Origin of the sequence: Candidatus Poriferisodalis sp. (assembly GCF_965203655.1) — a bacterium.
Taxonomy (GTDB): domain Bacteria; phylum Actinomycetota; class Acidimicrobiia; order Acidimicrobiales; family Poriferisodalaceae; genus Poriferisodalis.
This window is the reverse complement of record NZ_CBDBDD010000002.1, coordinates 160,001-183,113: the sequence shown is the minus strand read 5'-3', so window position 1 is coordinate 183,113 and position 23,113 is coordinate 160,001. Positions and strand designations below refer to the sequence as shown.

General features: G+C 68.5%; 21 protein-coding genes. 17 read left to right on the top strand and 4 right to left on the bottom strand.

The features are described 5' to 3' along the window. Window positions 1-68 precede the first annotated feature (68 nt). Together ACOGW9_RS01245 and ACOGW9_RS01240 are read left to right on the top strand one after the other, a co-directional pair. Window positions 69-797 carry a DUF192 domain-containing protein gene (locus ACOGW9_RS01245; protein WP_419907615.1) on the top strand — a complete coding sequence of 243 codons (729 nt, stop codon included), beginning with the start codon at window positions 69-71 and terminating at the stop codon, window positions 795-797. A gap of 125 nt (window positions 798-922) precedes the next feature. Continuing rightward, a complete protein-coding gene (locus ACOGW9_RS01240; protein ID WP_419907613.1) occupies window positions 923-1,579 on the top strand; it encodes a GOLPH3/VPS74 family protein in 657 nt (218 codons plus the stop codon). On the opposite strand, the gene ACOGW9_RS01235 is transcribed toward ACOGW9_RS01240, so the two are convergent. Then, window positions 1,569-2,363, bottom strand: coding sequence for a nitroreductase family protein (locus ACOGW9_RS01235; RefSeq protein ID WP_419907611.1), 795 nt, complete (start codon window positions 2,361-2,363; stop codon window positions 1,569-1,571). The genes ACOGW9_RS01240 and ACOGW9_RS01235 overlap by 11 nt on opposite strands. 86 nt (window positions 2,364-2,449) lie before the next feature. Here ACOGW9_RS01235 and merB point away from each other — a divergent pair, with 86 nt between their 5' ends. After that, window positions 2,450-2,941: an organomercurial lyase gene (gene merB / locus ACOGW9_RS01230; RefSeq protein ID WP_419907609.1), complete on the top strand. Its 492-nt coding sequence runs from the start codon at window positions 2,450-2,452 to the stop codon at window positions 2,939-2,941. Window positions 2,942-2,947: 6 nt separating this feature from the next. After that, complete coding sequence (locus tag ACOGW9_RS01225; RefSeq protein ID WP_419907607.1) at window positions 2,948-3,595, top strand: hypothetical protein; 648 nt, start codon at window positions 2,948-2,950, stop codon at window positions 3,593-3,595. A 55-nt stretch (window positions 3,596-3,650) separates the two neighbouring features. On the opposite strand, the gene ACOGW9_RS01220 is transcribed toward ACOGW9_RS01225, so the two are convergent. The 3 genes from ACOGW9_RS01220 to ACOGW9_RS01210 form a co-directional block, all read right to left on the bottom strand. Continuing rightward, window positions 3,651-4,925 carry a M20 family metallo-hydrolase gene (locus ACOGW9_RS01220; protein WP_419907713.1) on the bottom strand — a complete coding sequence of 425 codons (1,275 nt, stop codon included), beginning with the start codon at window positions 4,923-4,925 and terminating at the stop codon, window positions 3,651-3,653. A gap of 40 nt (window positions 4,926-4,965) precedes the next feature. Then, window positions 4,966-6,423, bottom strand: a complete 1,458-nt coding sequence (locus ACOGW9_RS01215) for a glutamate synthase subunit beta (protein WP_419907605.1) — start codon at window positions 6,421-6,423, stop codon at window positions 4,966-4,968. A 69-nt stretch (window positions 6,424-6,492) separates the two neighbouring features. Beyond that, window positions 6,493-11,337, bottom strand: a complete 4,845-nt coding sequence (locus ACOGW9_RS01210) for a glutamate synthase-related protein (RefSeq protein WP_419907603.1) — start codon at window positions 11,335-11,337, stop codon at window positions 6,493-6,495. A gap of 259 nt (window positions 11,338-11,596) precedes the next feature. Here ACOGW9_RS01210 and argC point away from each other — a divergent pair, with 259 nt between their 5' ends. From argC to tyrS, 13 genes are read left to right on the top strand one after another with little or no spacing between them, the layout of a single operon-like run. After that, window positions 11,597-12,652, top strand: a complete 1,056-nt coding sequence (gene argC / locus ACOGW9_RS01205) for an N-acetyl-gamma-glutamyl-phosphate reductase (RefSeq protein ID WP_419907601.1) — start codon at window positions 11,597-11,599, stop codon at window positions 12,650-12,652. Beyond that, window positions 12,649-13,545: an acetylglutamate kinase gene (argB, locus tag ACOGW9_RS01200; RefSeq protein WP_419907599.1), complete on the top strand. Its 897-nt coding sequence runs from the start codon at window positions 12,649-12,651 to the stop codon at window positions 13,543-13,545. Before argC ends, argB begins: the two co-directional genes overlap by 4 nt. Continuing rightward, window positions 13,542-14,798 carry an acetylornithine/succinylornithine family transaminase gene (locus ACOGW9_RS01195; RefSeq protein ID WP_419907597.1) on the top strand — a complete coding sequence of 419 codons (1,257 nt, stop codon included), beginning with the start codon at window positions 13,542-13,544 and terminating at the stop codon, window positions 14,796-14,798. The genes argB and ACOGW9_RS01195 overlap by 4 nt, the downstream gene beginning before the upstream one ends. Next, entirely contained in the window at window positions 14,798-15,712 is a 915-nt protein-coding gene (gene argF, locus ACOGW9_RS01190; protein ID WP_419907595.1) for an ornithine carbamoyltransferase, read from the top strand. The genes ACOGW9_RS01195 and argF overlap by 1 nt, the downstream gene beginning before the upstream one ends. Continuing rightward, on the top strand, window positions 15,709-16,170 hold the full coding sequence (gene argR, locus ACOGW9_RS01185) for an arginine repressor (RefSeq protein WP_419907593.1): 462 nt from the start codon (window positions 15,709-15,711) through the stop codon (window positions 16,168-16,170). The genes argF and argR overlap by 4 nt, the downstream gene beginning before the upstream one ends. 20 nt (window positions 16,171-16,190) lie before the next feature. After that, on the top strand, window positions 16,191-17,666 hold the full coding sequence (gene argH / locus ACOGW9_RS01180) for an argininosuccinate lyase (protein WP_419907591.1): 1,476 nt from the start codon (window positions 16,191-16,193) through the stop codon (window positions 17,664-17,666). 7 nt (window positions 17,667-17,673) lie between these two features. Further along, window positions 17,674-18,294 (top strand): DNA-3-methyladenine glycosylase, encoded by a 621-nt coding sequence (locus tag ACOGW9_RS01175; protein ID WP_419907589.1) that lies wholly within the window; start codon window positions 17,674-17,676, stop codon window positions 18,292-18,294. After that, a complete protein-coding gene (locus ACOGW9_RS01170) occupies window positions 18,291-18,983 on the top strand; it encodes an NUDIX hydrolase (protein ID WP_419907587.1) in 693 nt (230 codons plus the stop codon). Before ACOGW9_RS01175 ends, ACOGW9_RS01170 begins: the two co-directional genes overlap by 4 nt. Window positions 18,984-19,034: 51 nt before the next feature. Continuing rightward, a complete protein-coding gene (locus ACOGW9_RS01165; RefSeq protein ID WP_419907585.1) occupies window positions 19,035-19,283 on the top strand; it encodes a hypothetical protein in 249 nt (82 codons plus the stop codon). Window positions 19,284-19,336: 53 nt separating this feature from the next. Next, entirely contained in the window at window positions 19,337-19,654 is a 318-nt protein-coding gene (locus tag ACOGW9_RS01160) for a hypothetical protein (protein ID WP_419907583.1), read from the top strand. Beyond that, on the top strand, window positions 19,651-20,637 hold the full coding sequence (locus ACOGW9_RS01155; protein WP_419907581.1) for an ABC transporter ATP-binding protein: 987 nt from the start codon (window positions 19,651-19,653) through the stop codon (window positions 20,635-20,637). The genes ACOGW9_RS01160 and ACOGW9_RS01155 overlap by 4 nt, the downstream gene beginning before the upstream one ends. Then, window positions 20,634-21,401 carry an ABC transporter permease gene (locus tag ACOGW9_RS01150; protein WP_419907579.1) on the top strand — a complete coding sequence of 256 codons (768 nt, stop codon included), beginning with the start codon at window positions 20,634-20,636 and terminating at the stop codon, window positions 21,399-21,401. The genes ACOGW9_RS01155 and ACOGW9_RS01150 overlap by 4 nt, the downstream gene beginning before the upstream one ends. 47 nt (window positions 21,402-21,448) lie before the next feature. Further along, complete coding sequence (gene tyrS / locus ACOGW9_RS01145; protein ID WP_419907577.1) at window positions 21,449-22,720, top strand: tyrosine--tRNA ligase; 1,272 nt, start codon at window positions 21,449-21,451, stop codon at window positions 22,718-22,720. Window positions 22,721-23,113 lie beyond the last annotated feature (393 nt).

The following is a 23,113-nucleotide window of genomic DNA, read 5'->3' as shown; positions in this document are numbered from 1 at the left end:
GCCTCTATCTCATCATGATCCGCAGGCACTCCCACCGCGCGCCGGGCGCTCGACGGCACACTCTCGGGGTGAGTGCGGTTCGCTGGACGGCGGCAGGCTGCGTTGCCCTGCTGGCGGCCGCTGGCTGCTCGGTCACCGAGTCGACGAGGACCGGAGGACTCGTCCCGCCGGCCAACACCGTCGCCGCCGACTCAGGACCGGCCGTTGTGACGGCCGGTCCAGGCGACGACCTGGCCGCCGCAATCTCCGGCCCCAGCCACATCGCGGTAACCCGTGCGCCGCAGGCCAGCGAGGACGAGACCCCCGAGACCAGCCCGGCCGCGCCTGCCAGCACGAGCGACGCGCCCGAAGCAGCGGCGCTGGCCGTGCTGGCGACAGCGGTGCCCTTCGAGGGCTTTCGCGAGGGCCTGCTGGGCGTCAGCGGACCGGCGGGTACCCAGGTGTGGCCGGTCATCATCGCTGACACTCCGGCTGCCCGGCAGCGCGGCCTCATGGGCGTTGCCGACTTCGCCGCGCTGGGCGGCTACGCCGCGATGGTGTTCGTCTTCCCCGCGGACACCGGCGGCGCATTCTGGATGCGCGACACGCCGCTGCCGCTGCGCATCACCTTCGTGACCGCAGACGGCTCGGTGGTCTCGGGCACCGAGATGGTGCCCTGCTTGGCCCCGACACCTGCCGACGAATGCGAGCGCTACTTCCCCGAGGGGTCCTACCGGCTGGCAATCGAGCACCCGGTCGGACCGGAATACGACCTCAGCCTTGCCAGCGCTGATTTCGTTGAAGTGACCATCGAATAGCACCGAATCATCCGGCAAGGGTCCATCGGAACGAATCCGAGTCGCGCTGCTGCCAACTACGCTTCGGGCCGCGGCCGCTGGATGCGGCACCGCTGAGCCGTCACGACAGGAGTTGAGCCGGAACCATGCTGAGATTCGCCGAAGAAATTCTCCTCCTGCTGCTGCGAGACGAAGACGGCAAGCTGATCCACGTGCCCGAGCGCACGCTCGACCGCGTCATCGCCGGCTCGGTGCTCATGGACCTGGCGATGGAGAACCGGATCGACACCGATCTCGAGAAGCTCATGCTGGTCGATTCCACGCCGATCGGCGACGGCCTGCTCGATCCCACTCTGGCGCAGATCGCCGCGCAGCAGGAGGAAAGCGATTCGCGCTACTGGGTGGAATTCGTTGCGGCGCGCGCCGAGGGAATCCGCGAGGAGGCGTTCGCCCGTCTCGTGGACAAGGGGATCCTCGAGCGCAAGGACGATCGTCATCTGTGGGTGTTCCGTTCCCGCCGCTACCCGATGATCGACGGCAAGGCCGAGCGCGAGGTGAAGCTGCGGATCATGGGCGTCCTGTTCAGCGACGAGATTCCCAGCCCGCGCGACATCGTGATCATTGCGCTGACCGATGCCTGCGGCATCTTCGGCGAACTGCTCTCGAAGGCCGAGCTCGAGCAGGCGGCGCCGCGCATTGAGCAGGTGCGCAAGCTGGATCTCATCGGCCAGGCCATGACCCAGGCGATCCGCGACATCGAGATGTGGCTGGCCAGTTCGACGGTCAGCCGCTTCATGCTTTAGAGCGCACCGGCGCCCGGGCTCCGTCCTCGAGCGTCTCGCTGCCGCGGTACATGGCTTGGCGGCGGACACCGCTGACGTAGGTCTGCACGGCATCGTCCGCGGGCGTGCGTTCGGGGTCCCAGCGGCCCCAGTGGATGAGCTCGTCCAGCGGGTGGCGGTAGCGCGACTCGGCACGGCGGTGCGGCCAGCCGATGGGGACGGTGGCGATCGGCACCAGCGGTTCGGGCACGCCGAGCAGGTCGCGCAGCTCGCGTGCGGTGGTGTCCTCGCCGCCCCCGCTCAGCCACGCCGTCGTGAGGCCGTACGCGGCCGCTGCCAAGTGCATGTTCTGCGCTGACGCTCCCACGGAGGCCAGCAGGATCTGCTCGTTGTTGGCCGCGTATTCCTCGTGCCAGCCCGGGTGATCGCTCACGGGATACGAATCGACCCATCGAGGGTCACAGAAGATCAGCACGATCGCCAGCGAGTTGTGCAGCCAGTGCTTCTTGTGCACATGCGGGAAGCCGCGGCAGTGCTCCACCAGCCGGTCCGCCTGCCGCACGAACACATCAGATACGGCCAGCACGTCATCGCGGTCGGCCGCAACGACAAAGTGCCACGGCTGGGTGTTTGCACCTGATGGTGCCCAGCGGCCGGCCTCGCAGATGCCACGCAGCACGTCTGGGGGCAGCGGCTCTGCCGGCGGCTCGAAGCTGCGGACCGAACGGCGCAGCCGGATCACCTCCATGAGCGAGCCGAAACGCGAGGCGGTCAGGTCGGCATTGGACGGGATCGGGCCAGCCATGGCCGCAAGCTACATGTGACGAGGAGTCGCACCGCTCCTGCCAGTCGCTGACAGCGCCCCCTTGTGCCCCCTTCTAGAGTCGAGATATGGCGGCAGGGGCGATTGACCCGGAGCAGCTTCAGCTCACCGAGCTCGACGCCATCTACACCGCGATCATGGGCGAGGTGGTGGCCACCGGCGTGGCGCCTCACTATGCAGAACTGTCCCGCACGCTGGGCATCGAGCCGCTGCGCGCCAAGGCGCTCATCAAACGGGTCATCGACCTCACGCCGGGCTGGCTGCATCCCGGCACCGACTGGATCGCATCGTTCCCGCCGTTCAACAACCAGCCCACTCAGTACCGGATCAGCGTCGACGGCGAACAGCGCTGGTTTGCACAGTGCGGCTTCGAGGCACTGGCGTGCCGCTGGCTCTTCCCGGGACGCACCGTCACCGTGGATGCGCCGTGCCTGATCGGCGGCGAACCACTTCGGATCGAGATGCGCGACGAAGAGATCACGCTGATCGACCCGCCGACCATGGTCGGCTACACCCGCAGCATGGTCGGCGGTGATGCCGCAACCCGGCCGTTCCGCTGAGCGGGCATGAACCTCTTCCGGTCGGAAGAGCACGCCCGCGATTGGGAAGAGTACGAGCCCCGCCTGGCTCACCTGCTAAGGCCCGTCGAGTGGTGGGCCGACACATTCGCCGCGCCGATGTTCCGGGCGAGAGCACGCGCCGACTTCATCAGCTGGGCCACGGGTCCCGAAGGCGCCGCGGCCTTCGAGGAATTGCGACAGCGCATGGCGCCGCCCCGCCCCGACGTGCGGGCCACCGCGGCGGCGGCTGCGGCACTCAGCAAGGTGGACCTCAGCGTGATCGACGGGGCGTCGGCCGAGGACCGCAGCGTCGAAGAGCACCTATTGGGCACATGGCCGGCAGCGGTACCCGTCGAAACCGCCCGTCACTGGCGCAACGCGGCACGGGGGTTGATCGTCGCCATTCCCGCCGACCCCTTGCCGGATGTCGAAGCGCAGGCCTGGATCGAGACCCGCAGATCAGCCGTGCGCGATGTGCAAGCGGCGACCGGCTGGCTCGCGCGCGCCGATGTGGGTGCAGGCGACGTGCGCCTCACTCATCGGCTGGCACAGATGGGTTGGCAGGGCGACGTTGCCGACCAGCCTGCCTGGACGGCCATGGAGCAGTCGGCCCGCGCGGTGCTGAAGTGCCGCGCCCTGGCGGAACTCACCTGAGCGACAACCGGCTCAACACCGAACGAGTCACAGCGAGCCGGTGTGCTGCGGGGCGTCAGCCCGCCAGCGCGAGCACCGCGTTGAGCGTTGCCTGAGCTCCTGCCGTCGCATGTTCTGGCAGGATCGACTCGGCCTCGTTGTGCGACAGGCCGTCGGCGCACGGGATGAACAGCATCGCCGTCGGTGCAACCATGGAGACGTAGCACGCGTCATGCCCGGCACCCGATGTGATGTCGACCGGCTCGAAACCCGCGGCTGCCGCCCCGGCGCGCACAGCGTCAACGACGGCGTGGTCGAACACGATGGGCGGCGAGTACCAGATCTGCGAGATCGTGGGCCTCGGCGGCAACCCGCGGCCGGGTCCGTGCGCGAAGCGCTCGGTCGTTGCGAAGGCCAGCAGCTCGCCGTGCATCGATTCGAGTTCGACAGCGTCGGGATGCCGCAGATCGATCGTCAGCTCCACCGTGCCTGCCACTGTGTTGCGCGAGCCGGTCCCGGTGACCAGCGTGCCGACCGTGGCGCGGCCCTCCGGCGCCCTGCGGCGTGCAATCGCATCGGCCTCGCCGACCAGCAGCGCGGCGCTCACCATCGCGTCGGATCGATGCTCCATCGGCGTGCTGCCTGCGTGCGCCGATTGGCCTTCGATCGTCACGTCATACCAGCGGATGCCCTGCACGCCGGTCACTGCGCCGAGTGTCGCACCGGCAGCCTCCAGGATCGGGCCTTGCTCGATGTGCGGCTCGATGTAGTGCCCGATGGGTCGGCGGCCGGCACCGCCCGGCTGGCCGCACGGCTCGGGGCCGTCATAGCCGATGCGTGCGAGCTCGGCGCCCAGTGTCGTGCCGTCCACCCCCGGGGCTGCCAAACCCTCCTCCAGGCTGAATGCGCCTGCGTAGACACCCGATCCGATCATCGCCGGCGGGAAGCGCGCCCCCTCCTCATTCGTCCACGACACGACTTCGATCGGCGCCGCAGTGCTGATGTCGCCCTCGGCCAGCACCCGCAGGATCTCCAGCCCCACCATCACGCCGTATGCACCGTCGAAGCGCCCGCCGGTCGGCTGGCTGTCGAGGTGGCTGCCGATCACCACCGGCAGGCGGTCGGGATCGGTTCCCTTGCGGCGCGCGAACAGGTTGCCCATCTGGTCGATATGGACCGAACAGCCCAGCGCACGCACCCATGCCACGAACTGGTCACGACCGGCCAGATCCTCATCGGTGAGGGCGACGCGGGCGACCCCGCCAGCGGGTGTGGCACCGATCTCTGCCAGCTCGCTGAGCGTTCGCCACAGACGGTCCCCGTCAACTGGGAAGGAAGATGCGCTCACGATGGTCACCTCCGGGCAGGTCGGCTGAGTTCCCGACTGGACCTCAGTTGAGCGGGCGGGCCGACGGCGGGATCGGGCGCGGGAGCGCAGTGTGGCCCATGAGCGCTTCGTCCACCGCGGCGGCACACGCCCGCCCCTCGGCAATGGCCCACACAATCAGGCTCTGGCCGCGCCCCATGTCGCCGCACACCCACACGCCGTCGACGCTGGTGCGGTAGTCGTCGTCGCGTGCCACGTTGGAGCGAGCATCGGTCTCGACGCCGAGCTGGGCCACGAGGCCTTCCTGCTGGGGTCCCACGAAGCCCATGGCCAGCAGCACCAGCTCGCACTCGAGCTCGAACTCGGTGCCCTCGACCTTTCCGAAGCGGCCGTCGCTGAACTCCACTTCGTGGGCCTGCAAGGCTCTCACCGCGCCGTAGGCGTCACCCAGGAACTGCTCGGTGTTCACCGAGTACACCCGGTCGCCGCCCTCCTCGTGGGCCGAGGAGGTCCGGTAGATCATCGGGTACGTCGGCCACGGGTTGGCGGCGGATCGCTCGTCGGGCGGGCGCGGCATGATCTCGAACTGGTGGACCGACGCGGCGCCCTGGCGGTGGGCGGTACCCAGGCAGTCGGCACCGGTGTCGCCGCCGCCGATGATGACGACACGTTGGTCCTTGGCGCTGATCGGCACCTCGGAGGGATCCAGGTCGCCTTCCTGGGCCATGTTCGCCCATGGCAGGTATTCCATCGCCTGGTGGATGCCGCTCAGCTCGCGGCCGGGTATCGGCAGATCACGCCACTGGGTCGCACCGCCCGCGAGCACCAGCGCGTCGAAGTCGGTCTGCAGGTCCGCCACGGGGATGTCCACGCCGACTTCGACACCGGTGCGGAACTTCGTGCCCTCGGCGCTCATCTGGTCGAGCCGCCGCTCGATGTGGCGCTTTTCCATCTTGAACTCGGGGATGCCGTAGCGCAGCAGCCCGCCGAGGCGGTCCGCACGCTCGAACACCGTTACGTCGTGGCCGGCTCGGGTGAGCTGCTGGGCAGCGGCGAGCCCGGCAGGTCCCGAGCCCACCACTGCCACGCTGCGGCCGGTGTGGGCGGCCGGCAGCTCAGGCTGCACCCAGCCCATCTCGAACGCCTTGTCGATGATCGCGACCTCGACCTGCTTGATCGTCACCGGATCGGCGTTGATGCCGAGCACGCAGGCGCCCTCGCACGGCGCGGGACACAGCCGGCCGGTGAACTCGGGGAAGTTGTTGGTGGCATGCAGCCGCTCGATGGCGTCCTGCCAGCGGTCCCGGTACACGAGGTCGTTCCAGTCCGGGATGATGTTGCCGAGCGGGCAGCCCGAGTTGCAGAACGGCACGCCGCAGTCCATGCAGCGGCTGGCCTGGATGCGCAGGTCCTCGTCCGCGAAAGGCTCATACACCTCGCGCCAGTCGCGCAGGCGCACGGGCACGGGCCGCCGCGTCGGCAGCTCGCGGTCATGCCGCATGAATCCCCTGATGTCACCCATCTAGATCACCCATGCTCAGCCCCTGTGCCTGCCTGTTGGCGGCCGCGCTGTGAGCGCTGAGAGACGTGTCTAGCCATGCGCAGCCGCCATGACCGCTTCGTCGGGGTCCTGGCCGAGTTCGGCAGCTGCCGCCCGAGCCTCGAGCACCCGCCTGAAGTCCTTGGGCATCACCTTGCGGAAGCTGCGCACCTCGCGGTGCCAGCGATCCAGGATGCGCTCGGCCGGCACCGAGCCGGTCTCGGCAAGATGTCGGCGCACCAGCGACCGCACCGACTCGGCATCGGCGTCGTCGAGCTGGGGTTCGAGGTCGACCATCTCAGTATTGAGATGGCGCCAGAAGACATCGTCGGGGTCATAGACGTACGCCACGCCGCCCGACATGCCCGCACCGAAGTTGCGCCCGACGCTGCCGATCACCACGACGGTGCCCCCCGTCATGTATTCGCACGCGTGGTCGCCGACGCCCTCGACCACGGCGGTGGCTCCTGAGTTGCGCACGCAGAACCGCTCGCCGACTGTCCCCCGGATGAATGCCTCGCCACCGGTGGCGCCGTACAGGATCACGTTGCCGGCGATGATGTTGTCCTCGGCAATGAAATCAGGGTGTGCGTCGCGCGCCGGCCGCACCACCAGGCGTCCGCCCGAGAGACCCTTGCCGAGATAGTCGTTGGCGTCGCCGTACAGCCTCATCGTGAGCCCGCGGGGCACGAATGCACCGAAGCTCTGCCCGGCGGATCCGTCGAACGTGAAGTCGATGGTGTCGTCCGGCAGACCCTCGCCGCCGTGCGCTGCGGTGATGCGATGGCCGAGCATCGTGCCGACCGTGCGGTTCACGTTGCTGATCGGAAGCTCAGCCCGCACCAGCTCGCGCCGCCCTGAGCTGATGTGCTGACTGGCGAACCCGTCCGCCGAGTCACCATTCGCTTCCCGCTCTCGTTCCCCGTTTCCATTCGATACGGGCTCACGGGCCGCTCGGGCCACGGCTTCGCCTATCGGCTCAGCCTCCAAGGCCGGCGCTGCCAGCTCCATGAGCTGCTGATCCAATGCCCGATCCAGACCGTGGTCCTGGCTCTGGGTGCAGTAGCGATCCTGTGGCCATGGCGTCTCGGGCTCGGCCAGGATCGGCGACAGGTCGAGGCCGTGGGCCTTCCAGTGCGCCACTGCCGCGGTGATGTCGAGCCGGTCCACCCGGCCGATGGCCTCAGGCAGCGAGCGGAATCCCAGCATGGCTAGGTACTCGCGGACCTCCTGGGCGATGTACTCGAAGAAGTTGACGACGAATTCGGGCCGCCCCCCGAAGCGCTTGCGCAACTCACGGTTCTGCGTCGCGACTCCCACGGGGCAGGTGTCGAGGTGGCAGACCCGCATCATGATGCAGCCCGACACCACCAGCGGCGCCGTGGCGAAGCCGTACTCTTCGGCTCCCAGGAGTGCCGCGACGATCACGTCCCGGCCGGTCTTGAGCTGCCCGTCGGTCTGCACGACGATGCGGTCGCGCAGCCCGTTCAGCAGCAGCGTCTGCTGCGTCTCGGCCAGGCCCAGCTCCCAGGGGGCGCCGGCGTGCTTCAGCGACGTCAGCGGTGATGCGCCAGTGCCGCCGTCGTGCCCGGAGATCAGCACCACGTCCGCCTTCGCCTTCGAGACGCCGGCCGCGACGGTGCCCACGCCCACTTCGGCGACCAGCTTCACGTGGACGCGGGCGGCCGGATTCGAGTTCTTGAGGTCGTGGATGAGCTGCTTGAGGTCCTCGATGGAATAGATGTCGTGATGGGGCGGCGGGCTGATCAGGCCCACCCCCGGCGTGGAATGGCGGGTCTTCGCAATCCACGGCCACACCTTGGGCCCCGGCAGCTGCCCGCCCTCGCCGGGCTTGGCGCCCTGGGCCATCTTGATCTGCAGGTCATCGGCGTTGGTGAGGTACTCCGACGTGACGCCGAAGCGTCCAGACGCCACTTGCTTGATGGCTGAACGCCGCAGGTCGCCGTTGGGGTCTGCCACGTAGCGCTCGGGATCCTCGCCGCCCTCGCCGGTGTTGGACTTGCCGCCGATGCGATTCATGGCGATCGCCAGCGTCTCGTGCGCTTCGGCCGAGATCGAGCCGTAGCTCATCGCCCCGGTCGAGAATCGCTTCACGATCTCGCTGACCGGCTCGACCTCGTCGATCGGGATCGGACCGCCGGGTGCCGGCATCAGCTCGAACAGGCCTCGCAGCGTGGCCAGCTCATTGGACTGGTCATCCACGAGTTGGGTGTATTCCTTGAAGATCTCGTAGCGACCGGCTCGGGTGGAGTGCTGGAGCTTGTAGACGGTCTCGGGATTGAACAGGTGGTACTCGCCCTCGCGCCGCCACTGGTACTCGCCTCCCGCCCACAGGTCGCGATGTGCCGCCTCGGTCGGGTTGTCGAGATAGGCGAAGCGGTGACGCTCGGCCACCTCGGCTGCGAGCACATCGAGGCCGACGCCGCCGAGCTTGGAGGTGGTGCCGCAGAAGTAGCGATCGATGAGCTCCGGCCCCAGACCCACTGCTTCGAAGACTTGCGCCCCGGTGTAGCTGGCCACCGTCGAGATGCCCATCTTGGACATCACCTTGAGCACGCCCTTGGTGCATGCCTTGACGTAGTTGCGCTTCGCGGAGCGCTCGTCGACTTCGGTGATGACGCCGTGGCGCACCATGTCGTCGATCGACTCGAACGCCAGGTACGGATTCACCGCGCTGGCGCCGTAGCCCAGCAGCAAGGCCATGTGATGGACCTCTCGGGCGTCGCCGCATTCGGTGACCAGGCCCACCATCGTGCGGGACTTGTTCCGTACCAGGTGATGGTGCACCGCACCGGTCAGCAGCAGCGAAGGGATCGGCGCGTGCTGCTCGTCGCTGTAACGGTCCGACAGGATGATGATCCGCGAACCGTCGGCGATGGCATCGTCGACTTGCTCGCACACACCGGCGATCGCCCGTTCCATACCCCGACCGCCCTCGGCAACCGGGTACAGGCCGTCCACGGCAAACGGACGGAACTGGCGTGCCGCGCCGTCCGATGCTGTGCCGTTCAACCCTGCGCCGTTCGCCCGGGCCGGTGCGTCTCGCAGGTCCTCGTCGATGTAGAGGATCTTGGCCAGATCCTCGTTCGACAGGATCGGGTATGGCAGCACGATCTGTCGGCATGAGTCGGGACCGGGCTGCAGCAGATTCCCTTCGGGACCGATTTTGGCCTTCGTGGAGGTGACCAGTTCCTCGCGGATCGCGTCGAGCGGTGGATTCGTCACCTGGGCGAACAGCTGGCTGAAGTAGTCAAAAAGCAGCCGCGGTCGCTTGGACAGCACCGCAATCGGCGTGTCGGTGCCCATCGATCCGATCGGCTCGATGCCGGTGCGGGCCATAGGCGCCACGAGAATCCGGAGCTCCTCCGTCGTGTAGCCGAACGTGCGCTGGCGCCGAGTCACCGAGGAATGCTGTGGCGTCAGGCCGAAGCGCGGCGGCAGATCCTCGAGGTGAGCCAGACCGTCAGCCAGCCAGTCTCCATATGGCTCGGCGGACACCAGGTCGCGCTTGATCTCGTCATCGTCCACGATGCGGCCCTGCGAGGTGTCGACCAGGAACATGCGCCCCGGCTGCAGGCGGCCCTTCTGGACGATCCGGCCCTGGTCGATGTCGGCGACACCCACCTCTGATGCCATCACCACCAAGCCGTCAGAGGTGACCCAGTAGCGGGACGGGCGCAGTCCATTGCGGTCGAGCACGGCGCCGATGACCGCGCCGTCGGTGAACGCGATGCTGGCCGGGCCGTCCCACGGCTCCATCAGTGAGGCGTGGAACTCGTAGAAGTCGTGCTTGTCCTGCGGCATGCGTGCATGGTTCTCCCACGCCTCTGGGATCATCATCAGTACGGCGTGCGGCAGGCTCCGGCCGCCGAGATGCAGCAGTTCGAGCACTTCGTCGAAGCTGGCAGTGTCTGATGCGCCGGGCGTGCAGACGGGGTAGGTGCGCTCGAGCTGATTGCCTCCATCAACGTCAGCGAACAGCGGGCTCGACAGCGTGCCCTCGCGGGCTCGCATCCAGTTGCGATTGCCCATCACCGTGTTGATCTCGCCGTTGTGGGCGAGCATCCGGTAGGGGTGGGCGAGGGGCCACGACGGGAAGGTGTTGGTGCTGAAACGGGAGTGCAGCAGTGCCAGCGCCGATTCCATCCGGGGATCGAGCAGGTCCGGATAGAAGCCCGCGAATTGGCTGCACGTCAGCATGCCCTTGTAGACCAGGGTGCGACACGACAGCGAGGGGAAATACGGGGCGGGATCGATCTCGTGCTCGGTGCGCTTGCGCGCGACATAGACCAGGCGTTCGAGCTCGAGGCCATTCAGGTCCTTGTGGGCTGGTGCAGCCACGAACAGCATCCGGAAGACCGGCATGGGGTCGGTGGCGAACTGGCCCAGCGCCGAGGGATCGGTCGGCACGTCGCGCCAGCCGAGCACCTCGAGGCCTTCGGAGGCCATGATCTCGGCGATCGCGGCCACGGTGCCATCTGGGTCAGCGCGAGGCAGGAACGCCGTGCCGACCGCGTAGCTGCCCGCTGGCGGGAGCTCGAAGTCGCACACCGCTCGCAGGAACCGGTCGGGCACCTGGGTGGTGATGCCTATGCCGTCGCCGACATTGGCCTCCGCGCCGGTCGCGCTGCGATGGTCGAGATTGACGAGGCACTGCAGCGCCTGATCCACGACGGCGCGGCTTGGGACGCCCGACATGTCGGCCACGAATCCGACGCCGCACGAGTCGTGCTCGAATGCGGGGTCGTAGAGCCCTTGAGCCTCGGGCGGCGACTGGCGTGGCCCCTGATGCACGGCAGGTCGCGCACCGGCGGCTGCGCACGCCTCGGCGGCGCGGCGCGCAGTTCGAGCGGTCGCAATGTCAGTAGTGGGCATCGGCGACGTCCCAGTGAGTGAACCGAATCGGTGTGCCACCACGCTGTGGCCGCAGGGACGTCGTTGGCCCTTCGGGGCAATCCTACTGAGCCGGTCCTGCAGTGAGCGGCACAGCGCGGCCCCACTCGATGTGAATAAATTTGCAAATCAACGAATACAACGGTCGGATTGCTGCTAGCCTGTCATGTGGCGCCGCAGGCGGCGCTGGGAATTTGCTGGTTCGCCAAGAACCAGTTTCGAACGGATCGGCATCGCGGCGATGAGCTCACACACCGCAACACAGCAGGGCGCGGCTGCGCCGGTACGCATCGGCATCGTCGGTGCGTCGGGTTACACGGGCGCGGAACTGCTCCGCCTGGCTGGGATGCACCCGTCGTTCGATGTCATCGCTGTCGCCGGCGACACGCAGGCTGGGGCAGCTGTGCGCGACCTGTACCCGAGCTTGGCGGCCGACTACGGCGAGCTTCGCTACTGCGCGTACGACCCCGACGTCTTCGTCGGCCTTGACGCGGTGTTCCTGGGGCTGCCCCACATGGCGAGCGCACCGGTCGTCGCCGACCTCTACAAGCGTGTGGGCTGCGTGATCGACCTCGGTTCGGACTTCCGCCTGACCGACGCGGCGCACTACCCGCAGTGGTATGGCACTCCCCATCCGATGCCCGAACTACTGGGCGAATTCTCCTACGGGCTGCCCGAACTGGGCCGCGAGGCGTTGCGCGGGGCGGCGGGCATTGCGGTTCCGGGCTGCTACCCCACGGCAGCAGCGCTGGCTCTGGCCCCGTTCGCCCGCGGCGGCCACATCTCCACCAGCGGGGTCGTCGTCGACGCGGCGTCGGGCGTCAGCGGCGCGGGCCGTGCCCCCAAGGCCAACACGACCTTCTCCATGGTCGATGAGGATTTCGTGGCCTATGGCCTGCTCGACCACCGCCACACGCCCGAGATCGAGCAGGCGACTGGATGCCAGGTGCTGTTCACACCGCATCTCGCGCCGATGGTGCGCGGCATCCTGGCGACCTGTTACGCGAGGCCGACTGAGGGCATGACGACGGAGGACGCCCTCGGGCTGCTCGCCGAGTTCTACGCGGACGAGCCGTTCGTGGTGGTCCACCGCGACGCCCCGCACACCAAGGCCACCCTGGGCGCCAACACCTGCCATCTGAGTGCCCGGGTCGACACCCGCACTGGATGGCTGATGGTGCTCAGCGCGATCGACAACCTGGTCAAGGGTGCATCGGGCGGGGCGGTGCAGTGCGCGAACGTCGCACTCGGCCTGAGTGAGACAGACGGCCTGCCGACGACGGGGCTGATGCCATGAGCGACACAGCTCACGCCGCGCAGATCGAGCGCGCCGAGCTTCTCGTGGAGATGCTGCCGTACATCAGCCGATGGCGGGGAAAGGTGGTGGTCATCAAGTTCGGCGGCAATGCCATGGTCGACACGACGCTGACCGACGGTTTCGCCGCGGACATGGTGCTGCTGCGCCAGATCGGTCTCGCTCCCGTCGTCGTGCACGGCGGGGGACCGCAGATCGGCGACCTCATGGCCCGTCTGGGCAAGACATCGGAGTTCCGCGACGGGCTGAGGGTCACCGACGCGGAGACGCTCGACATCGCGCGCATGGTCTTGGTCGGCAAGGTCAACCGGGACATCGTCGGGGCGATCAATGTGCACGGCCCGATGGCCGTGGGGATCTCCGGCGAGGACGGCCGGGTCATCACTGCCACGGCCCGCAACCCCGACCTCGGCTTCGTGGGCGAGGTCACCGACGTCAACACCGACCTGCTGGAGCGACTGCTGGCCGAGGGGCTGATCCCGGTCATCTCGACGATCGGGGCCGACGCGAAGGGGCAGGCCTACAACATCAACTCCGACACCGTGGCAGGCGCCGTGGCCGAGGCACTCGAGGCCGAGAAGGTGGTGTACCTCACCGATGTGGCGGGGCTGCTGGAAGATATCGACCAGCCCGATTCGCTGATCCGTCGCACCACGGCTGGCTCACTGGCGGCGCGCATGGCGAGCGGGAAGATCGTCGGCGGGATGATCCCCAAGATCGAGGCATGCATCAGTGCCGTCCGCAACGGCGTCAACAGCGCGCACCTGCTCGACGGCCGGGTGCCCCACGTGGTGCTCGTCGAGCTGTTCACCGATGCGGGAGTCGGCACGATGATCACCGACGACCGACCGACCGAGAGGTTCACTGCGATATGACCGACGCGACACAACCGCACGCTGCACACGCCGCGGCAATGGGCGGCTCGGCGCTCGAGCACTGCCCGCTCATGCCGACCTACGGGCCGCCTCCGGTCCAGTTCGTGCGGGGCAGCGGCTGCGAGCTCTTCGACCGCGACGGCAAGCGCTACCTCGACTTCCTGGCGGGCCTGGCGGTCACGTCGCTGGGTCACGCCCACCCGGCGATCGCCGAGGCCCTGTCCGAGCAGGCGCGCACGCTGCTGCACGTGTCGAACCTCTTCGGCACCGAGCCCCAGACCGAAGTGGCCCAGACGATCGACCGGCTGCAGGGCGGCGGGGGACAGGTGTTCTTCTGCAACAGCGGGGCCGAATCGCTCGAAGGGGCGATCAAGCTGGCTCGCAAGTACGCGGGCCGCGGCCGCTATGTGGTCGTCAGCGCGCTGCGCTCATTTCACGGCCGGACCTTGGCGACGCTGCACGCCACCGGCCAGCCAGAAAAGCACGAGACGTTCCAGCCGTTGCCGGAGGGCTTCCGCCACGTTCCCTACAACGATGCCGAAGCGCTCGAGGCCGCACTGGATCCGAGCTGCTGTGCCGTGCTGCTTGAGGTCGTCCAGGGCGAGGGCGGCGTGAACGTTGCCGACAGCAACTACCTGGGTCGGGTACGCGAGCTCTGCGACGAGCGCGGCCTGGCATTGATCATCGACGAGGTCCAGACCGGTCTGGCACGCACCGGCAAGTGGTTTGCCTGGCATCACCATTTCGATCCCGCCGGCGGGCCCACCACAGCCGCAAGGCCCGACATCGTCACAATGGCCAAGGCGCTGGGCAACGGCGTGCCGATCGGCGCCGTGTGGGCGCGCCGCGAGGTAGCCGGCGCATTCCAGCCCGGAGATCATGCCACCACCTTCGGCGGGCAGCCGCTGGCTGCCAGCGCGGCTCGAGCGGTGCTGCGGACCATGGAGGCGATCGATGCCCCAGCGGTCGCCGCAGCCCGCGGCGAGGAGCTCGCAGGCAAGCTCATGGGCGTCCCCGGCGTCACCGACACCCGCGGCTTGGGCCTGCTGATAGCGGCCGAGCTCGACGCGGAAGCGATCGGCCGCAGCGGCCCCGAAGTTGCCGCGGCGTGCTTGGATGCCGGGTTGGTCGTCAACGGCATCACGCCCACGGCAGTGCGCTTCGCTCCGCCGCTGGTGGTCTCGTCATCGGAGATCGACGAAGGACTGTCGATCTTCGCCAAGGTGCTCGCCGGCAACGTGGGGCCGGATTGATGCGCCATTTCCTGGAAGTGGACGATCTGTCGGCCGGCGAGCTGCAGTGGGTGCTCGACATGTCGTCGCGCGCCTCCGAAGCCGCGCCCCAGGTGCTGGAGGGCAGCGGCGTCGCTCTGGTCTTCGAGAAGGCCTCGAACCGGACGCGCAACTCGATGGAGATGGCGGTCCGCCAGCTCGGCGGGCATCCCGTCTACATCCGTCCCGAAGAGGTGGGCATGGACGTTCGCGAGCCCGCGGAGGACATTGCGCGGACGCTCGCCTGCTTCCACGACGTCATCGCTGCGCGCGTCTTTCGCCACAGCCACCTCGAGCGAATGGCGGCCTGCGCGGCGGCACCGGTCATCAACCTGCTGTCTGACGATGCACACCCGTGCCAGGCCATGGCAGACCTGCTCACCGTTGCGCAGTGCATCGGCCTGGACCGCACCGAGCGTGTCGCGTTCGTGGGCGACGCCAACAACGTATGGCGATCGCTGGCCATCGGCTGCGCCATGGCAGGTATCCCGAGCACGCTGGCGGTGCCAGACGGCTACGGGCCGTCGGAGGCGACGCTCGATCGCATAGCCGCACTCGGCGGCGAGTGCATGGTCACCGACGATCCTGCAGCGGCAGCGACGGGCGCCGACGTCGTCTACACCGATGTGTGGACCTCGATGGGCCAGGAGGACGAGCAGGCCGAGCGCTTGGCCGCCTTCGGCCCGTACCAGGTCACGCCGGAGCTGATGTCGCTCGCGGCCGACGGCGCCATCTTCCTGCATTGCCTGCCGGCGCACCGGGGCGAGGAGGTGGCCGCGGACGTCATCGACGGCCCGGCCAGTCGCATCTGGCAGCAGGCCCGCAACCGCATGCACGCTGCACGTGGCCTGCTCGCATTCCTCGCGGGACCAGCCCAGTCTGGAGCGGCGCCATGACCACCAAAGCACAGCGCCAGCACCTCATCCGCGAACTGCTCGCGAGCCGCGAGATCGGCAGCCAGGCTCAGCTTGTAGCGCTGCTGGGCGAGCACGCGGTCGACGTCACCCAGGCCACGGTGAGCCGCGATCTCGACGAGTTGGGTGTCGCCAAGATGCGCACCGCGGGCCGCACGGTGTACGCGGTGCCCGAGACCGACGCGCCCGAAACCCTGCCCACCAACACGCTGCGTCGCGTGTTCGGCGATTGGGTGCTAGCTGTGGAGTCCTCGCAGAACATCGTGGTGCTGCGCACTCCCCCCGGCTCGGCCCACGTGGTGGCCGCTGCCATCGATCGCAGCGATCTCGACGGCGTGATCGGCACCGTGGCGGGCGACGACACGCTGCTCATCGTGGCTGCCGAGCCACCGGGCGGCGCAGTAGTCGCCGACCATTGCCGCGAACTGGCCGATCTGTGAACGTGTGAACGGCTGAGACTGTGTCTGTTGAAGAATCGTCTGCACAAGATCCCGGACCTTCCGCCGAGGCGGGTGCCGCTGAAGGCGGAGCGTCGCCGACCGGCGCGACCACGCTGTGGCACGGCCGGTTCGCCGCGGGTCCGTCCGATGCGCTCTCGGCACTGAGCGATTCGCTGCCGTTCGACCAGCGAATGTTCGCCGAGGACATCGCCGCGTCGCGCGCCCACGTGACGATGCTGTGTGATGTCGGGTTGCTGAGCGCTGACGAGCGCGACGGCATCGGCGAGGCGCTCGCGCAGGTGGAAGCAGAGATCGCCGAAGGCCGTATGGCGTGGGCCCCCACCGACGAGGACATCCACACCGCTGTCGAGCGTCGTGCCACCGAGCTCTGCGCGGCGGCAGCCAAGATGCACACGGGCCGCAGCCGCAACGATCAGGTCGTGACCGATCTGCGCCTGTGGACACGCAGCGCCATCGACGAGGTGGCGGCGTCGATGGGTGGCCTTGCTCGAACGCTGGCCCAACGAGCCCGCCAGGCGCATGACGCGGACGTGCGGCTGCCGGGCTACACGCATCTGCAGCGAGCCCAGCCGGTCGGCCTCGCGCATCATCTGGCCGCTCATGCCTGGGCGCTGCTGCGCGACCTCCAGCGCCTCGGCGACGCCAGGCGCCGCACGGACGTGTCTCCGCTGGGCGCCGGGGCGTTGGCAGGTTCGTCGCTGCCGCTCGACCCGCATCGCACCGCGGCAGAGCTCGGCTTCGCCGCGGTGTTCGAGAACTCGCTCGACGCCGTCAGCGACCGCGACTTTGTGGCCGACACCCTGTACGCGCTGGCGATGGCCGCGATGCACCTGTCGCGCCTGGGCGAGGAGATCGTCCTGTGGTCGAGCGCCGAGTTCGGGTTCGTGGAGCTGGACGACGCCTTCGCCACCGGTTCGTCGATGATGCCGCAGAAGAAGAATCCCGACGCTGCCGAGCTGGCCCGGGCCAAGGCGGGACGGTTGATCGGGCACCTGGCCGGGTTCCTTACGACGCTCAAGGGCCTGCCGCTGGCCTACAACAAGGATCTCCAGGAAGACAAGGAGCCGCTGTTCGACGCGGTCGACACGGTGCGCCTCACCGTGATGGCGCTCGACGGGTTGCTGCGCACCGCCAGGTTCGACGCCGGCGCCATGTCCCGTGGCGCCGACGATCCATTCGCAGCCGCCACTGATGTGGCCGAGTGGCTCGTGGCGGAGGGGATGGCATTTCGCGACGCGCACGCGCTGGTCGCGGGGCTGGTGCGCGAGGCGCTTGAGAACCCAGACCCGCACGCCAGTGCCGCTCGCTTGATCGATCTGGTGTCGCAGCACCCTGATCTGGGACCGTCCGCAGCGCAACGGCTGGCACCGGGTGGCGCGTACCGTGCTCGCAGCACGCCCGGTGCCGGCGGCCCCGACGCGGTGTCGCGCCAGCTCGACCGGCTCGATGCCGCACTCGCCGCAGCCGCAGGTTGACCCTCCAGTGGCTGACGGCCCGTCGCTGGCAGACGTGGCGGCCCGTGCGATACAACCGGAGTTCTACGAGCGCCCCGCAACCGAGATAGCCCCCGAGCTTGTCGGCAAGCTGCTGGTGCTCGACGGCGGATCAACCCAAGCCGGCCGCATCGTCGAGGTCGAGGCCTACTGCGGTGACGGCGATCCCGCTGCGCACTCGCGCAGCGGCCCGACCGCTCGCAACGCCACCATGTTCGGCCCGCCGGGGCGCCTGTACGTGTACCTGATCTACGGGTTGCACTGGTGCGCCAACGCGGTGTGCGCACCGGCGGGCACCGGGGATGCCGTGCTGCTGCGTGCGCTGGAACCCGTCCGGGGGTTCGATGCCATGACGGCGCGCCGCAGTGCCAGCGGCCGCACCGTGGCCTTCGCTGAACTCTGCTCGGGTCCCGCCAAGCTCACCCAGGCGTTCGGCATCGACGGATCCCATGACGGCTGTGACCTCACGACGGCCGGCGGCCTCAGCATCTGTGACGACGGCTGGTCTCCGGGGAAGCTGGCGCAGTCATCGCGCATCGGGATCAGTCGCGGCACCGACCTGCGGTGGCGCTGGTACGTCGCCGGAAACCCCCATGTGAGCGCGCCGTGACCGCGGAGCGCGTCGAGCCCGCTGCCCGGAGCGCAGGCGCAACCAGGCCGCGCTGGCTGTCAGCCGCATCCGCGGTGCAGCGGCCCGTCCACGCCGATGAGCCGGACGGCCTCGCCGAGGCCGTCGAGACGGTCCGGCGCTTCACCCCGCAGGATCGCATGCAGGCCCAGAACCGGCGCCGGCTGCTCGCCTTCGCGGCGCGCCACCCGGACGCACTGCATCGCTCCTGTGAAGCCGGTCATCTGACGGCCTCGGCCTGGGTGGTGGATCACAACGCAGTGCGCGGCCTGGTGCTCCTGCACGCCAAGATCGGCCGCTGGCTGCAGCCGGGCGGCCACGCGGACGGCGAGTCCTCGCTATGGGCGGTCGCTCGGCGTGAGGCCAGCGAGGAAACCGGCATCGACGGCTTGGAGGTCTGGAGCGAACCCGTTGACGTCGACGTGCACCTCTTCGTCAATCGCCGTGACGCAGAGCCCTCTCACATGCACTTCGACGTCCGCTACGTGGTCCGGTGCCCGCCGGGTGCGTTGCCGCGACCCAATCACGAGTCCGATGCGCTGCGTTGGGTGACGCCCGATCAGCTCACTGATGCCGACCTGGGCCTCGATGCCAGCACCCGCCGGCTGGCGAAGTACGGATTCGGAGTCGCTCGTGCCGTGATCGGGTCCCATCAGCCTGAGGATGATTAGGAGGCTGAGCCGCAGAACCTCGCGTGGCCGAGGTGCGCGTACCGTGAGTCCGTGCGCGCAGTGGTGCGGCTGGTCGAAGACGTTGTCCTGGGCTTGTGCGGCCTCGTTGCAGGTTGGATTGTCGTGTCCTACGTTCCGGGCCGGGTATTGCCTGCCATCGCTGCGACGGTCGTGCTGGCCGTGGGCGGCCGCCTGCTCTTCAGCGGCACGATCTGGACCGCCGGCATCGGCCTTGTCGTCGCCGGCGCAGCGGGCGCGGGCGTGTATGTCGCTGACTTGGTGGGTTCCTTGGGAACCTGATGCGATGCCGGCGGCGGCCTCTCAATATTGAGGCGCACCACTAGCGTGACCCGGTGGACTCGGGCATCGTGCTGATCGTCGCAGCCGCGCTGGCGGCGCTGATCATGGCCGGTGGGATCGTCGACATCGGACGGCTGGGCCGCGCGCGGTTCGAGGCGCTGGGCAAGCGCCGCTGGCATTGGGTCCTGCTGATCATCTTGTTCGGGCCATTCGCCGTACTTCTCTATGCGGGCGCGGTACGGCCGCAAGTGATGCATCCCGAGCGCTACGCCGACGAGATCTTCGACGACCCTGCCGCCGACGCCGACGATCTCGCTGACGGCCTCGCCAGCCATCCCGGCAGTGCCGCAATCGGCGAGCAGGCAAGATGAGCGACGCCGCGCAGCTCGCCATCGAGGTCGCCGGGCTCCGCAAGCGGTACGGAGACATCGAGGCGGTTGACGGCGTCGATCTGTCCGTCGAGACCGGCGAGGTCGTGGCGTTCCTTGGTCCGAACGGTGCAGGCAAGACCACGACGGTCGAGATTCTCGAAGGCCTCCGCACCCGGACCTCGGGAGACGTGCAGGTGCTGGGCGTCGATCCGGCGGAGGCCACTGCCGAGTGGAGAGAGCGCATCGGGGTCGTATTGCAGGGGGCCAAGCACGAAGGCGACTTCACGGCTGCGGAGATCGTGACGATGTGGTCGGCGTATTACCGGTCGCCCCGACCGACGGCCGACGTGCTGGAACTCGTCGGACTTGCTGATGCAGCTGGGACTAGGACTCGCCGCTTGTCGGGCGGGCAGCAGCAGCGCCTGGCCGTGGCGCTCGCGCTCGTGGGCGACCCCGAGCTGGTGTTCTTGGACGAGCCGACGACTGGTTTCGACCCTGCTGCTCGCCGCGAGGCGTGGCAGACCATCGGCGGCCTGCGGTCGCTGGGCGTGAGCGTGCTGCTGACTACTCATTACATGGACGAGGCCGATCAACTGGCAGATCGAATCGTGGTGATCTCGCGGGGCCGCATCGTTGCCGACGGCACAGCCGTCGAACTGGCGGCACACGTCGCCATGCCGTCGCAGATCAGCTGGAATGCCGCAGAGCTGAGCCCTGCGGCGTTGCCTGATCGGCTGCGCGACCTGCTCAGCGGCGACGTTGCGTCGGTGGCGTCGATCGCCGCTGCCGGCACGGCTGCCGCCGAGCCCCGGGATGTACGGCCTGCGATCGCCACGCGCGATGTCGGCGAGGTGCTGCGCGAGCTGCTGGCTGCCGCCGATGCGGCCGGGACCCGGCTGGACTCGCTGGCTGTGCAGCCGCCGACGCTGGAAGACACGTACCTGGCACTGACCGGAGAGGCGTTGTCAGGAGACGGCTCGTGACCCGCTTGGCGCAGCTGCGCAGCGAAGCGCGTTTCAACTTGCTGGGCTTCCGGCGCAGCCCGGCGGCCACGTTCTTCACGGTGGTCCTGCCGATCATCTTCCTGGTGATTTTCACCTCGATCTTCGGCAACGAGATCATCAGCTCGACCGGCGCGCGGGTCGCGACGGTGTACGTCCCGGGGATCCTGGCGCTGGCGCTGGTCTCGGCGAACTTCATGAACGCCGCCATCGTCACGGTCATCAGGCGCGAGAACGGCGTGCTCAAGGCCATGCGGGCCACACCGCTGCCGCCGTGGGTCTACGTGGGCGGGCAGCTCGCCGCGTCGCTGGTGCTGACCGCGTTCATGACAGCGCTCGTGATCTGCATCGGCTGGCTCGGTTACAGCGTCGAAGTCCAACCAGGTGCGGTGCCGAGCCTGCTCATCACGCTCGGAGTGGGCGCGGCGGCGTTCTCGGCCTTGGGGCTCGCTATCACCTGCGTGTGCCCCAGCGAGCAGGCAGCGCCGGCGATCACGAACATGTGCGTGCTGCCGCTGTACTTCGTCTCGGATGTGTTCATCCCCTCGGAGGGCGCGCCGCGTTGGATGACCCTCATCGGCGACATCTTCCCCATCAAGCACCTGGCCGTTGCGCTGGGACGCACCTTCGACCCATTCAGCGAAGGCGTGCCGATGCCGGCATGGCGCTGGCTGATCCTGGCGGCGTGGGGCGCCTTCGGGGTGCTGGTCACGCTGCGCTTCTTTCGCTGGACGCCCCGCAACTAGCCAACCGACGCGACCTGAGGACGCAACCTGTCCGGCAGACTGGCGGCGTGGACGTATTGGCCGACCTCGACGCGCGTGGACTGATCCATCAGACCACGGACCGCCAGGCGCTCGCGCAGCGCCTCGAGTCCGGACCGATCACGGTGTACTGCGGCTTCGATCCCACCGCCGCGAGCCTGCATGTGGGCAATCTCATGGGGCTGCTGACGCTCCGGCGGCTGCAGCTCGGCGGGCATCGCCCCATTGCGCTGGCCGGCGGTGCAACCGGCATGGTCGGAGATCCCAGTGGGCGCTCGACCGAGCGAAACCTGCTCGATGACGATGCACTGGCCGGCAATCTCGAGGGAATCGTTCCCCAGCTGCGCCAGTTTCTCGACTTCGACGACGGGCCCTGCGCAGCGCGACTGCTCGACAATCGCGCCTGGACCGTCGGCGTGGGCGTGCTCGACTTCCTGCGAGACGTCGGCAAGCACGTCACGGTGCAGCAGATGGTGGGCAAAGAGTCGGTCCGCAACCGGCTCAATGAGGGCGACGGACTGTCCTACACCGAGTTCAGCTACATGCTGCTGCAGGCGTACGACTACCTGTGGCTCGCTGAGAATGTCGAGTGCGAGCTGCAGGTCGGCGGCTCGGACCAGTGGGGCAACATCGTGCTCGGCATCGACTTGATCCGTCGCCGGCTGGGACGCGCTGCCCACGCACTGACGTGGCCGCTGCTCGCCCGCAGCGACGGCACGAAGTACGGCAAGACGGCGGGCGGCGAGACGCTCTGGCTCAGCGCGGAAGCCATGAGTCCGTACCGCTTCTACCAGTCGTGGATCGGCGTCGACGATGTCGACATCGCGAGGCTGCTGGCCCAGCTCACGTTCCTCGACATGGCCGAGGTGCGCGAGATCGCCGCCGCGCACGACGCCGATCCGGGACGGCGCTCGGGACAGCGGCGTCTCGCGGCCGAGATCACCCGCATCGTGCACGGCGACGGGGCGGCCACGGCTGCCGCAGGCGCCAGCGAGGTGCTGTTCGGCGGCGGCGTGCCTGTGCGACAAGCTTCGGCGGCTGCGCTGGCATTCGTCTCCGAAGAGGTCCCTTCCGGGCCGCTGCGCGCGCTCGGCGCATCGGTCGTGGACGTGCTGGTCGATGCCGAGCTGGCACAGAGCCGCAGCGAGGCGCGCAGGGCGCTGGCCGAGGGAAGCGTGTACATCAACGGCGAGCGGACCAGCGATCCGGACCGCGTCGTGGACGCCAGCGACCTGCTGCATGGCCGGTACGTGCTGCTGCGACGGGGCAAGAAGCGCTGGCACGCCGCAACCGCTCCCTGAATCCTGCGCGATCGCGCTGAATCGGCTGCTGAGGATGGTTGCGGAGGTACGTCGCCGCCTGTAGTGTCATGCGTCCCCCTCAGGGGCGGAACTGCCGTCCAGGAGGGGTTCGACACCTCCGGCGGCGTCTTTCGCAGCACTCCTTCGCAGAGAGCAGCAGGCGCCGATCGAGTGTCAGCTGCCGGCGGCTTCGCCTGCGCAGCGCTCCTTGACAACAGAACAGAGGACGAAAACGCCAGTGCGGGCGATCGGCTGCTGGTTTCCAGCCGCCGGTCGAACCACACAGCCGGTTCTCGGTCTACCCATGACCGGGAGCCAACTTGTTCGTGCCGTCCCATCAGGCCTGCCTTGTGCGGGCCGACATGAGACGGTGCACCAATTCCAGCCAGCTGC